Origin of the sequence: Segnochrobactrum spirostomi (assembly GCF_009600605.1) — a bacterium.
GTDB classification, from domain to species: Bacteria; Pseudomonadota; Alphaproteobacteria; order Rhizobiales; family Segnochrobactraceae; genus Segnochrobactrum; species Segnochrobactrum spirostomi.
Genome location: NZ_VWNA01000002.1, coordinates 327,095 through 339,955 on the forward strand (window position 1 = coordinate 327,095; position 12,861 = coordinate 339,955).

Sequence of the window (12,861 nt, forward strand, 5' to 3'; positions counted from 1 at the left end):
TCGATCGGCATCTCGTCACTCGGCTGGCGCGAGCGCGGCCGGCTTGCGCCGCCGGCGGAGGCCGCGGACGAGCCGCTCGAATTCCTTGAGGCCCGAATAGAGGAAAACGGACAGCAGCGTCATGATCCCGCTCGCGATGACGCCGACCGACGAGCTCAGTCCTAGGATCGAGATGACGTTGATCATCAGCGTGAAGAAGACGGCGCCGAACAGCGCGCCGCTGTACGAACCGCGGCCGCCGGACAGCGCCGCGCCACCGAGCACGGCGGCGGCGATGCTGGTCAGGGCGTAGTTCTGCGCGACCGTCGGGTGGCCGACGCCGACTTCCGAGCCGAGGAACAGGCCGGCGAGCGCCGCGAGGCCACCGGCGAGCACATAGGCTCGGATCTGCACGCGCTGGACGCGGACACCGTTGCGCCGGGCGGCCTCCTCGCGGAAGCCGGTGGCGCGCATCTCGAGCCCGGAGCGGGTTCGCGTCAGCCACCAGTCTCCGGCGACCGCGATCGCCACCAGGAACAGGGCCGAGAGCGGCAGGAATCCGATCCGGGTCCGCAGGAATTCCGCGAAGGCGGGGTCGATCAGGCCGCCGGGGATCGGCCGCAGCAGAAAGGCGATGCCTTGGAGGACCGAGAGCATGCCGATGGTGGTGATGACCGGATTGATCCCGGCGAGCCGCACCAGGGAGCCGTTGGCGAGACCGACGATCAAGCCGAGACCGAGGCAACCCAGCGCGCCGATGGCGAGCATCGGTGGCCCGCCGCTCGAGACGATGAAGGAGGCGACCACGACGGTGAGGCTCATCAGCGATCCGACCGAGACGTCGAGCCCGCGCACGAGCAGCACCATCAACTGCGCCATCGCCACGATGCCGGCCGGCGCCGCGGCGAGCAGGATGTGGCGGATGTTGATGGCCCTCAGGAACACGTCGCTCTGGGTCGCCGCCCATGACCCGACGGCGAGCGTCAGCACTGCGAGGAGGACGAGCGGCATCCACCAGATGGCGCTGCCGTTGGAGGCCATGGCGGCGAGGCGTTGGAGGGGCCCGGCCGCGTCGGCGTCGCGCTCCGTGGCGCCGCCATGCCGGGCGGTGAGGAAGGCGCCGACGATGTTCTCCTCCGTGACCTCCGAGCCCTCGAGCTCGCGCACGATGGCGCCGCGGGAGAAGACGAGAACGCGATCGCAGATGCCGGCGAGTTCCTGCGCATCGGAGGAATTGACGATGCAGGTGCCGTCGCTGCGGATGTTCTCGCGGATCGCCTTGTAGATCTCGTACCGCGCCCCGGCGTCGACGCCCTGGGTCGGCTCGTCGATCAGCACCGCCTTGGCGCCGGAGCGGAAGGTGCGCGCGAGCACGACCTTCTGCTGATTGCCGCCGGAAAGACCGATCACGGGAACATCGAGGCCGGCGGCGGCTACGGTGAATTCGGTCCTCATCCGCGCCGCGGCGGACTGCTCGCGGCCGGCCGACAGCAAACCCTTCGCGAGGAACGCACGGAGCTGCGTCAGCATCATGTTCTTCTGAACGGAGAGCTCCGGAAACACCCCCTCCCCGGCCCGGTCGGCGCTGAGGAAGGCGACGCCGTCCCGCAGCGCCGTGTCCGGCGAGGCGTTGTCGACGAGGGCATCGCCGCAACGCACCGTGCCGCTCGCCTCCTCGAGCCCGACGATGGCGCGCAAGGCCTCGCGCTGGCCGTTGCCCTCCGCGCCGGCGAAGCCGAGGATCTCGCCCCGCGCGGCCTGGAACGAGACGCCGTGGAAGGCGCGCCCGGTGAGGTTCTCGACCGAGAGCACGGTCGCATCGGCCCGATCGGCCGGCTTCGGCGGATATTCGCCCTCGACATCGCGCCCGATCATCCGCACCACGAGGTCGTGTTCGGAAATGTCCGGCGTGACGTCGAAGGTGCCTTGATGGACGCCGTCGCGGAGGATCGAGACGCGCTGCGCCAGATCCAGAATCTCGGGCAGGCGGTGACTCACATAGAGGATGCCGGTGCCGCGCGCGGTCAGGTCGCGCACCATGGCGGCGAGCTGGCGGACGCCGTGCAGGTCGAGCGTCGAGGTCGGCTCGTCGAGCAGGAGGACGCGCGGGCGGATCAGGAGCGCCTTCACGATCTCCACAAACTGGCGCTGAGCCGGTGTGAGATCGCCGACCAACGCACGGACCGGGATCTCGACACCGTAGGGGGCGAGTTGCGCCGCGGCCCATGTCGCCATGTCGCGGAACGGAACGGAGCCCGGATGCGTGCCGAGATAGAGGTTCTGCGCGACGGTGAATTCGCGGATCAGGGAATCGTCCTGGTAGACCGTGGCGAGGCCGAGCGCATGGGCCTCGCCGGGATCGCTCGCGGAGAGGCGGACGCCGCCGATCTCGACGATGCCTTCGTCGGGCGCGATCACGCCGCTCGCGATCTTCATCAGCGTGCTCTTGCCCGAGCCGTTCTCGCCCAGGATGGCGTGCACCTCGCCGGCGCGGCAGTCGAGGCTGACGGTGTCGAGGGCGCGCACCCCCGGATAGGTCTTCGAGACCCGCTCGACCCTGAGAACGATGTCCGACATCGCGGCGCTCCAACGGATTCAGGCTGGTGAAGGGCCGGGTCGAGCTCTGTGCCCGCCCCGGCATGAGCTCAGTTTCCGGCGAACATCGCCTTCAGCGTCTCGCTGTCGACCAGCGTCGAAACCGACATCTCCATCGGAAGAGACGGGTTGCAGAGCCCCTTCACCGCGGGCTTCATCTTGAACGGAACGTCGATGTGGGGCGGTACGGTCTTGCCGGCGATGGCCATCATCGCCGCCGTCAGGGCGAAGCGCGATTGGAAGTTCTGACCCGACGAATAATAGATCTTGAAGTTCGGGTTGTTGGCGGCTTCCCAGTCGCAGAACAGGCCCTGCTCGTCGGTGCGCAGCGCGGCCACGAAGTCGAGGGGGTGATTGGTCTGCTGGTAGGCGCGCACGGCACCGCGGAAGCCGTCGGCATATTCGTAGATGTAGCCGTCGATCTTGTCGAACTGCGACAGTGCGGTGGAGACCGCGGTGAAGGTGCCCTCCTGCGTCCAGTTGGTGTCGATCTTCGCCAGGATCTTGAGCCCGGCGAGGCTCTTGGCTTCTTCTTCGGCGCACGCCTGCCAGGTCGAGCTCAGGGTGTTGCCCGGCACGCCGCCGAGCGCGACGATGTTCGCAGCGGCGGGGTTGCCTTCGCGGACCGCCTTCACGAACGCCTTGCCGAGCTCGCAGATGTTCTCGGAGATGTTGGTGAGGTAGTCGGTCCCGGCGGTGCCGACCTCGGTGCCGTTGTGGAGTACGACCTGGATGCCGGCCTCCTTGGCTTCCCGCACCGTCGGGCCGAGGGCGGCGCCGTGATCGGCGAAGATCACGATGACGTTGACGCCCTGCGCGATGTAGGAGCGAAGGTCCGAGATCGCCTTGGAGGCATCGCTGCGCGCAGACGTATATTGGATCTTGCCGATCTCGGGATAGGTCAGCGCCTGTTGGATGAACTCCATGGCGGTGACGCGGCGCCAGACATTCTCACCGAAGCCGTCGGCATAGGCGACCGAGAGCTTGCCGCCCGTGCCGGTGTCGCAGCCGTTGTTCTTCCAGCATTCCAGCGCCTTGGCGCGCAGCTCGGGCGTCACGGGCTGGGCGGCGTGCTGCATGGCTTCGACGATGACCGGGCTCGCCTCGGTCGTGCCGAGGCGCGACTTCATCAGATCTTCTGCCGTGGCGGCGTGCGCGGCGGGAGCCGCCGCCGCGGTGAGGGCCAGAACGGCGGCGCCGGCGAGCGCTCGTTTCCATGAGGTCATGTCTTCCTCCCTGCGCCCCTTTGCGGGGTCGAATGTGTGTGGCTTGAGGTTGAACGGCGGAGGGTCGGCCGGGTTGAAGCCGGCCTTCGGCCGCCAAGTCGTCGACGCGCTTCATGCCGGCGGCGATGGTGCCGCCGGGATAGCCAAGTCCGGATAGCCAAGTCGGGCGTGCTCTCGGTGTCAGGCGTGCTCTCGGGCCTCGCGACAGCGGCCTTTGCCCGACCTTCGAAAAGCGCCGAGCGTCCCCGTCCGGCCTGACGACGTCAGGCCGATCCGGTTGGTCAGTGAGGGCTTCGGGCAGACGAAGGCGGTGTTTTCGTCTGCCTTATTGGGCGAGGTAGCCGCCGTCGATCACCAGTTCGGCGCCGGTCATGAAGCTGCTCTCGTCGCAGGCGAGGAAGAGCGCACCGTTCGCGATCTCGCGGGGCGTGCCGGCGCGCTTCATCGGGGTCGAGGCGACCACGAAGGCGTTCATGTCCTTATCCTGGGACTGGGTCAGCGGCGTATCGATGAAGCCGGGATGGAGAGAGTTTACCCGGATCCCGTCCGCCACGTAGATCATCGCGGCGTTCTTCGACATCATGCCGACGGCGCCTTTGGTCGCGTGGTAGACGTGCGCGCCGGCGACGGCCGCGATGCCCCAGATGGACGAAACGTTGATGATCGATCCGGCCTTCTGGGTCCGCATGGCGGGAATGACCTCGCGCATGCCGAGAAAGACGCCGGTTTGATTGACGGCGATCACCTTGTTCCAGTCGGCGAGGCTCAGATCGTGCACGCTGTCGTAGACGATGATGCCGGCATTGTTGACCAGCACGTCGATGCGGCCGTGCTTCGCCAGGATTTCGCCGATGGATGTCTTCCAGTCGTCTTCCGAGGTGACGTCGAGCCGAAGACCGGTGACCCCTGGTGGATAGACGCCGCTCGGATTGCTGGTGCTTCCCGCGTAGACGATCGCGCCCTCTTCGGCGAAGCGCTCGGCGATGCCCAGGCCGATGCCGCGCGACGCTCCGGTGACGAGCGCGACCTTTCCCGCCAGTCTCATTCCCTGCCTCCCTGGTAGCCTTCGGCCGCTTGTGCTCGCGACCGTGTCATGACAGGATGACAGTATTACGGTAATACGTCAATCGTCGTTATGCGGCTTGATCGTATTACCGTATTACGCTACCCATGCAAAGGAAGCCGGCTCTCTCCGAGAAAGACCGGCCCCGGGCGCAAAAGAGCCCGACGCGAGGGAGGAAGCGATGGCAAGCGGTAGGGTCGCCGGCAGAACGGCGATCGTGACGGGAGCGGCGCGCGGGATCGGCAAGGCGACCGCGATCCGGCTCGCCGAAGAGGGCGCGAACGTCGCGCTGTTCGATCGGCTGCCCGATGGCGAACTCGTCGCCGAATCGATCCGGGCGACGGGCGCGCGGGCGATCTTCGTCAGCACGGATCTGACCCGCGAGGATCGGGTTCGCGAGGCGGTGGCCGATACGGTCCGAACCTTCGGCACCGTCGATATTCTGGTCAACAATGCCGGCACGCCGGGCGCCAACAAGCTCACGCACGAGATGAGCGTCGCGGAATGGGACGCCGTCTTCGACGTCAACGTGAAGGGCACGTTCCTCACGACCAAGCACGTCCTGCCGGCCATGATGGAGCAGCGCGCCGGTTCCATCGTGAACGTCTCGTCGATCTACGGCCTCATCGGGTCGGCGGATCTGCCCGCCTACCATGCGACGAAGGGGGCGGTGCTCCTGATGACGCGAACCGATGCGATCTGCTACGCGCCGCACGGAATCCGCGTCAACGCGGTTCATCCCGGCTCCACCAAGACGGAACTGTTCATGGCCGCGGCCGATAGCTGGCCCGCCGGCCGCGAGGCCTACCTCGCCATGATGGGCGAGAAGCACCCGCTCCGGCTGGGCGAGCCCGTGGATGTCGCCAACTGCATCCTGTTCCTCGCCTCGGAGGAAGCGCGCTTCGTGACCGGCGCGAGTCTCGTCTGCGACGGCGGCTATACCGCGCAATAGACCTCGGAACGACGGGGCGGGATGCCCCGCCCATGCTTCACAGCGTCAAAAAGAACGATAGATTAGAGAGGAAAAATCCGTGATCGATCAGGCAAGTGTAAGGAAGAACACGCTGTCGCTGGACGCGATCGTTCTCGGCGCCGGCTTCTCGGGGCTCGCCATGCTGCATAAGTTGCAGAACGAGCTCGGCCTCGACGCGCGCATCATCGACAAGGCCGACGGTGTCGGGGGAACCTGGTACTGGAACCGCTATCCCGGCGCACGCTCGGACACCGAGAGCTGGGTCTATTGCTACAGCTTCGACAAGAAGCTCTATCGGGACTGGAAATGGTCGGAGCGCTATCCGCGCCAGCCCGAGATCCTGTCCTATCTCGAGCACGTCGCCGATCGGTTCGATCTGCGCAAGAATCTCATCCTGTCGACGACGGTCACCAAGGCGCACTTCAACGAGGCGACCAACCGCTGGGATGTCGAGACCGACAAGGGCGACCGCATCAGTGCGAAGTTCCTGATCACCGGCCTCGGGCTGCTCTCCGCGCCGAACAAGCCGCCCTTCCCAGGCGAGGAAAAGTTCAAGGGCCGTATCCTGCAGACCGCGAACTGGCCGAAGGAGCCGATCGACTTCCGCGGCAAGCGCGTTGGCGTCATCGGCAACGGCTCGACGGGTGTGCAAGTCGTCTCGGAGCTCGCTTCGCAGGTCGAGCATCTGACCCTGTTCCAGCGCACGCCGCAATATTCGGTGCCGGCCCAGAACCACCCGGTCACGCCGGAGTTCCTGGACGGGATCGCCGACAACCTCGACGCCTATTTCGATCGCGTGCGGAAGTCGGCAACGGTCTTCGCCTTCCAGGAGGCGAGCGTCGGCGCCATGGAGGTCAGCGCGGAAGAGCGCGAGCGCGTCTTCGAGAAGGCCTGGAATGACGGCGGCGGCTTCAATTTTATGTTCGGCACGTTCAACGACATCGCGACGAACCGCGAGTCGAACGCCGCCGCCTGCGACTTCATTCGCCGCAAGATCAAGGCCGTCGTCACCGATCCGGAGAAGCTGGAGGCGATCCTGCCGACCGATCTCTATGCGCGGCGGCCGCTCTGCGACAACCAATATTACGAGGCGATCAACCGCCCGAACGTGTCCGTCCTGAACGTCCGCAAGAGCCCGATCGTCGAGTTCACCGAGAACGGTATCCGCACCGCCGACCGCGAGGTCGAACTCGACTACGTGATCTTCGCGACCGGCTTCGATGCCGTCACCGGCAACTTCGTCCGCATCGACTTCCAGGGCCGCAACGGCTTGAAGATGAAGGATCACTGGGCGAACGGCCCGCGCGCCTTCCTCGGCCTGTCTGCCGCGGGCTTCCCGAACATGTTCTCGCTCTACGGCCCCCCGGGCCCCTTCACCAACCAGCCGCCGGCCATCGAATGGCAGGCGAACTGGGTGGCCGAGACCATCCGCAACATCAACGCGCGGGGAATCGAGACCATCGAGGCGACGGCCGAGGCGGAACAGGCGTGGCTCGACGAGTGCCGTCGCATCGAGGAGATGACGCTGTTCCACAAGATCGATTGGTGGGTCTCGGGGGCCAACATCCCCGGCAAGGCCAAGGCCGTCAGCTTCTATATGGGCGGGTTCGGCGAATACATGAAGCACGCCGAAGCCTGCGCTGCGAGCGACTACAAGGGCTACAAGCTCGCGCTGCCGAAGGCCGTCGCGGCCTGAGCCGCCCGCTCCGCGCCGATGCCGGCGCGGAGCACCTCTCTTAATCATAGGATTTAAAATGGTGCAGGGCTGTGCCGTCGTCACCGGTGGCGGGCGCAATATCGGCCAGGCCGTCGCGCTCCGCCTCCAGGCTGACGGCTTTCGCGTCATCGTGCTCGACATCGTCGAACCGGAGGCCGAGAGCCTGCGGGCCGATGCGCGGGTGGTCGACCTTTCGGATCGCAGCGCCGCGGAGGCCGCCTTCGCCGCGTTGGCCGACCTCCCGGTGAGGGTGTTGGTCAACAATGTCGGCATCGTCGTGCCGGCGCTGCTCGACGAGGTGCGGGTGGACGATTTCGACCGCGTCTTTCACCTCAATCTCAGGACGGCGATCATCGCGGCGAAGGCGCTCGTTCCGGTGATGCGGCGCGACGGCGGCGGGCGGATCGTGATGAACACGAGCCGCGTGACGCTGGGCAAGGAGGCGCGCACCCTCTACAGCGCCAGCAAGGGAGCGCTCCAGTCCGCGGCCCGGACCTGGGCGCTCGAGCTCGCCAAGGACCGCATCACGGTCAATTGCGTCGCGCCGGGCCCGATCGCGACGAACGTGTTCTGGCAGAACAACCCGCCCGAGAGCGAGGCGACGAAGCGCATCGTCGAGGGTGTGCCGGTGGGCCGAATGGGAACGCCCGAGGACGTCGCCAACGCGGTCAGTTTCTTCTGCGACCCCCGGGCCGACTTCGTCACAGGCCAGACGCTCTTCGTGTGCGGCGGCGTTACCGTGGGTTGAGCCGTCGATCTCGCCGGCGTACGTATGGGGTTGCGTCGGCCCCCCAAAGCGGACATCTACTCTGGCGCCGCCTTCTTGAGCCATAGTATGATATTAGCGGACAGCCATGATGCAAAACGGCAGGACCATCGCCCGGACGGCAGCGCCCTTGCGTCAGCAGGTGGTGCGCCTCATTCGCGAAGACATCTTGAACGGTGGCCTGATGCCAGGCCAGCGGCTGGTCGAGAATGCTCTGTGCGAAACCTACGGGGTCTCGCGGACGGTAATCCGCGAGGCGTTGCGGCAGCTCGAATCCGAGCACCTGATCCAGGTGAAGCCGAACCTCGGCCCCGTCGTCACCGTGCTGACGGAAGCCGAGATCAAGGCGATCTATGTGGTGCGCGCCGCGATGGAGGGCCTCGCCGGCAAGCTGTTCGCCCTCAACGCCACGCCCGCTCAGTGCAAGGAACTGGTGCGGCTGCGTAGCCGGCTCGACAAGGAATATCGCAAGGGCGACATCGACAGCCGCGAAGAGATCAAGGCCGACTTCTACCGGCAGCTCACCGAAGGGGCGGGTAACGAGATCCTGACGGAGAACCTGCGCAGCTTCCACGCCCGGATCGCCGTGTTCCGCCGCTACGCGTTCGTCGATCCCGCACGCATCGAGTTGTCGATCGCCGAGCTCGAGACCATCATCGAGGCGGCGGCGGTCACGCGAGACCCGGAGGCGGCCTGGACCGCCTGCGAGCACCACATCATGCTCGCCGGCGACCTCGCCGTAATGGAATATAGCCGCCGCAATCGCGAGCTCTTCGAAGAGGCGGAAGCGGCGAAGCGCGAGGCCTCGCCGTCCGAGACTAAAGCCGCGGGTTCACCGCCTCGGCGTGGAAACGGTAGGTCCCATCAGGTGCGCGCGTAACGTCGCCGAGCCCCGGATAGGGGAAATGGTATCCGTGAAAACGGATTCCCTCGTCCGCGACCTTCGCGAAGATCGCCGCCTTGGCCGCCGCACCCTTCTCCGGACTGGTGTCGTAGTCCATGTGGAAGAACCATTCCGGGTGGTACGGGTCGAACACGTGATGATGGGCGACGTCGCCCGTGAACACCACCTTCTCCCCCGCGCTCTCGAAGATATAGGCGCACATTCCGGCGGCGTGACCTGCCACGCAGAACGTCGAGACGCCCGGAAACAGGGTGTCGCCCGGCTCGAACAGCTTCAGCCGGTCACGATAGGGGCCGACGGCCTCGAGCGTGCCTGAGGTCCACGGCGCGCGGAAATCGTTGCGCCGCAGATTGGCCTCGTCGGTCCATTCGGCCCAGTCGGCCGACGTGCAATAGAGGTCGGCATTGGGGAACGTCGCGCTGCCGTCGGGCTCGATCAGACCATAGGAATGGTCCGGGTGCAGGTGCGTCATGAGCACGGCATCCACCTCCGCCGGGTCGATGCCGGCGGCCGCCATGTTCTCCCGCATGCGGCCCATCTTGTCGCCGAACATGGTGGAGGTCCGGCCCATCCCCGCATCGATCAGGAGGAGATGCTGCCCCGTGTTGACCACGACTGGGTTCAGATCCATCGGGATGTGGTCGACGGGTAGCCGGTGTTCCGCCTTGAGACGGGCCATTTCATCCGGATCGGCGTTCGGGAAAATGCCCTCGTAGCCGTGATGGATATAGCCGTCCCACAGGACGGTGCATTCGAAGTCGCCGACGTCGAAGCGATGCCAGCCGGCATTCTGGCGTCTTTGGCGCACTGCGCTCATTTTGCCTCCCCTTTCGCGCTTTTGTTGATGCGGCGGTTGCGCCGCTTTTTCTTGGGTCGAGTGTCGTTTTCGGTCCGGCGCCCGCGTCAGGGCGCCGTCCACCAACTCCTGTCTCCGGCGATCCCGCGCACGAGCAAAGCGGCGACCGTCGCCTCCGTCAGCGGTGCGGGATTGTTGAGCACCAGCCGCGTCGCCTTCACCGAGGCGCTCGCGATCTGGGCGACGTGATCCTCGGTCACCCCGAGCGCCCTCAGTTCGAGGGGCGCGCCGACGAGTTCGAGCAGGCGTTCGATCCGCTCGATGCCGGCACGCGCCTGTTCGAGCTCCGGCTGGTCCGGCCCGGCGACCTCGAGCAGACGGCCGATCGCGGCGAACTCCGCCGTCGCGTACGGCAGGTTGAGCCGCATCACATAAGGCAAGAGCGCGCCGACGCCGAAGCCGTGCGCGACATGGCCGATCGCGGCGATCGGCGACTGGATCGCATGGGCCGCGGCGGTGCCTGTGGTGTTGATCGCCATCCCCGCGCAATAGGCGGCGAACATCACGTCCGAGCGGGCCTCGAGGTCCGCCGGGTTCGCGACGACGCGCGCCAGGGCGCCGTTCATGAGCCGCAGCCCTTCGGCGCAGAACAGGTCGGTGATCCGGTTCTTGCCGACATAGATCTGTGTGGCGAGCTGCTCGGGCGTCGGGTTCTTCGGCCGCGCCGTGAAGGCTTCGACGAGATGGGAGAGCGCGTCGGCGGCCGTCGCCGCGGTGAGGCCGCGCGGGCAGCTCAGCGTCAGCTCGGGATCGATGATGGCCGCGACGGGCTCGATCCGAACGTCGGCGATCGCCATTTTCGCGCCGCGCTCCTCGTCGAACACGATGGCGAGGCTGGTCACCTCCGCGCCGGTGCCGCCGGTCGTCGGCACGGTGATCACGGGGAGCGTCGGACCCGGCACCTGGAACTCGCCGAAATAGTCCCGCACGTCGCCCCCGTGGGAGAGCACCGCCGAGACCGACTTGGCGAGGTCCATCGACGAGCCGCCGCCGATGCCGACGATCACGTCGATGCCGCGATCCGCCTGGGCGGCGGCGGCCTCCATCACGTTGGCTCTCGGCAGGTCCGGCAGCGCGCCGTCGTAGAGGAACACGACGAAACCCGCCGCCTCGAGCTGAGCCGCGATCTCCTGGAACTCCGGCGTCGAGGCCATGCGGGCGTCGGTGACGAGAAGGCACCGGCGGCCGTAGCTTGCGGCGATCTGAGGAAGCTGCCGGCGCTGACCCGGACCGAACAGCACCGTTCTCGGCTGGCGGACGAGCCCGAGGCCCAGCCTGTTCTGCATCGTGGTCACGCCGGCACCCCGAGATCGCCAACCGTCAGAGCCATGTATTTCTGCTCGAGGAATTCGTAGATGCCGTGATGGCCCGCCTCGCGGCCGATGCCGGACGCCTTGGTGCCCCCGAAGGGGGCCGCCGGATCGGCCATGATGCCGCGATTGATGCCGACCATGCCGAATTCCAGCCGCTCGCCGAAGGCGACCGCGCGTGTGAGATCGCGGGTGAAGACGTACGAAGCGAGGCCGTAGCGCGAGTTGTTGGCGAAGTCGAGCGCCTCATCGACGCCGTCGACGCCGAAGATCGTCGCGATCGGGGCGAACAATTCGTTGTTGCAGATCACCGCGTTCGGGCCGTCGAAGCGCACCACCGTCGGCTCGAAGAAGAAGCCGGGGCGCTGAATGGCTCGGCCACCGGTCAGTACCTCGCCGCCCGCCCGCGTGAGATCGGCCAGGGTGTCGTACAGGCGGTCGCGCTGGCGCGCGGAGATCATCGGGCCGACATCGACCGGATCGAGGCCATTGCCGACGGTGAGCGCCTTCACCTTGGCGACGAAGCGCTCGGTGAAGTCGCCCTCGACCTTGCGGTCGACGATGATGCGGTTCGCCGCCACGCATGCCTGCCCGGCATTGCGGAACTTGCAGATGATCGCCTGCTCCACCGCGAGGTCGACATCGGCATCGTCGAGCACCACGAACGGGCCGTCACCACCGAGCTCCATGGAGCAATTGACGATGTTCTCGGCGCCGAGCGCGAGGAGCTGGCTCCCGACCCGCGTCGATCCGGTGAAGCTGACCTTGCGCAGCCGCGGGTCGCGCAACAGGAAATCGGAGATCGGGGCGGAGGAGTTCGTGTGGATGAGGTTCACCACCCCCCGCGGAAAGCCGACCTCCTCTAGGATCTCGGTGAACAGCGCGCCCGTGAGCGGCGTCTCCTGCGCGGTCTTGATGATGGTCGTACAGCCGGCGGCAAGCGCCGCGCCGGCCTTGCGGACGATCATCAGGAGGGGGAAGTTCCACGGCGTGATGAGCAGGCTCGGGCCGACCGGCTGCTGGGCGACGACGACCCGGCAGCCACCTTGGGAACTGGTGGCGTAGCTGCCGTGGAGATGCGCCACCTGTTCGGCGAACCACAGCAGGAAATCGGCGGAGAGCAGGAATTCGGCCCGGGATTCCGTCAGCGGCTTGCCGCTTTCGAGCGTCATCGTGCGGGCGATGATGTCCTCGCGCTCCAGCATGAGCCGGTGCGCCGCGTGCATCAGGTTGGCGCGGGCCCGGGGCGCCATCCGCCCCCACGCTTCTTGCGCGCGCACCGCGGCATCGAGGGCGAGCCGCGCATGATGCGGCGTGCCGTTCGCGACCTCGGCGAGGACCGCGCCGTCGGCCGGGTTCACGACGGAGATCGAGCCGTCGCCGCTTTGCCACTCGCCGTCGATGAACAAGCCCGTCCTGACGGCGGCGAGACCCCACCCTGCGGCCCCTGCCTGAAGATCCATGATCGTCCT

10 protein-coding genes are annotated in these 12,861 nt (G+C 66.9%); 4 read left to right on the plus strand and 6 right to left on the minus strand.

Going from position 1 to position 12,861, the window contains the following annotated elements; translation table 11 throughout:
• Positions 1-15: 15 nt before the first annotated feature.
• The 3 genes from F0357_RS20020 to F0357_RS20030 form a co-directional block, all read right to left on the minus strand.
• Complete coding sequence (locus F0357_RS20020; protein ID WP_153488466.1) at positions 16-2,556, minus strand: ATP-binding cassette domain-containing protein; 2,541 nt, start codon at positions 2,554-2,556, stop codon at positions 16-18.
• A gap of 68 nt (positions 2,557-2,624) precedes the next feature.
• Positions 2,625-3,800, minus strand: coding sequence for a substrate-binding domain-containing protein (locus F0357_RS20025; protein ID WP_153488469.1), 1,176 nt, complete (start codon positions 3,798-3,800; stop codon positions 2,625-2,627).
• Positions 3,801-4,125: 325 nt separating this feature from the next.
• Positions 4,126-4,845 carry an SDR family NAD(P)-dependent oxidoreductase gene (locus tag F0357_RS20030; protein WP_153488472.1) on the minus strand — a complete coding sequence of 240 codons (720 nt, stop codon included), beginning with the start codon at positions 4,843-4,845 and terminating at the stop codon, positions 4,126-4,128.
• A 199-nt stretch (positions 4,846-5,044) separates the two neighbouring features.
• Between F0357_RS20030 and F0357_RS20035 the strand changes: the two genes are divergently transcribed.
• The 4 genes from F0357_RS20035 to F0357_RS20050 all read left to right on the plus strand — a co-directional run bounded on the left by F0357_RS20035 (position 5,045) and on the right by F0357_RS20050 (position 9,199).
• Complete coding sequence (locus F0357_RS20035) at positions 5,045-5,815, plus strand: SDR family NAD(P)-dependent oxidoreductase (RefSeq protein WP_153488476.1); 771 nt, start codon at positions 5,045-5,047, stop codon at positions 5,813-5,815.
• Positions 5,816-5,894: 79 nt separating this feature from the next.
• A complete protein-coding gene (locus F0357_RS20040; RefSeq protein ID WP_208948498.1) occupies positions 5,895-7,532 on the plus strand; it encodes a flavin-containing monooxygenase in 1,638 nt (545 codons plus the stop codon).
• Between the two features lie 58 nt (positions 7,533-7,590).
• Positions 7,591-8,301: an SDR family NAD(P)-dependent oxidoreductase gene (locus F0357_RS20045; RefSeq protein ID WP_153488480.1), complete on the plus strand. Its 711-nt coding sequence runs from the start codon at positions 7,591-7,593 to the stop codon at positions 8,299-8,301.
• Between the two features lie 109 nt (positions 8,302-8,410).
• On the plus strand, positions 8,411-9,199 hold the full coding sequence (locus tag F0357_RS20050; protein ID WP_153488485.1) for a GntR family transcriptional regulator: 789 nt from the start codon (positions 8,411-8,413) through the stop codon (positions 9,197-9,199).
• On the opposite strand, the gene F0357_RS20055 is transcribed toward F0357_RS20050, so the two are convergent.
• The 3 genes from F0357_RS20055 to F0357_RS20065 are packed head-to-tail and all read right to left on the minus strand — an operon-like array spanning position 9,138 to position 12,852.
• Complete coding sequence (locus tag F0357_RS20055) at positions 9,138-10,142, minus strand: MBL fold metallo-hydrolase (protein WP_312861759.1); 1,005 nt, start codon at positions 10,140-10,142, stop codon at positions 9,138-9,140. The two genes, F0357_RS20050 and F0357_RS20055, sit on opposite strands and share 62 nt — an antisense overlap.
• Positions 10,127-11,365 carry an iron-containing alcohol dehydrogenase gene (locus F0357_RS20060; RefSeq protein ID WP_153488487.1) on the minus strand — a complete coding sequence of 413 codons (1,239 nt, stop codon included), beginning with the start codon at positions 11,363-11,365 and terminating at the stop codon, positions 10,127-10,129. Before F0357_RS20060 ends, F0357_RS20055 begins: the two co-directional genes overlap by 16 nt.
• A 5-nt stretch (positions 11,366-11,370) precedes the next feature.
• Positions 11,371-12,852, minus strand: a complete 1,482-nt coding sequence (locus tag F0357_RS20065; protein WP_153488492.1) for an NAD-dependent succinate-semialdehyde dehydrogenase — start codon at positions 12,850-12,852, stop codon at positions 11,371-11,373.
• Positions 12,853-12,861 lie beyond the last annotated feature (9 nt).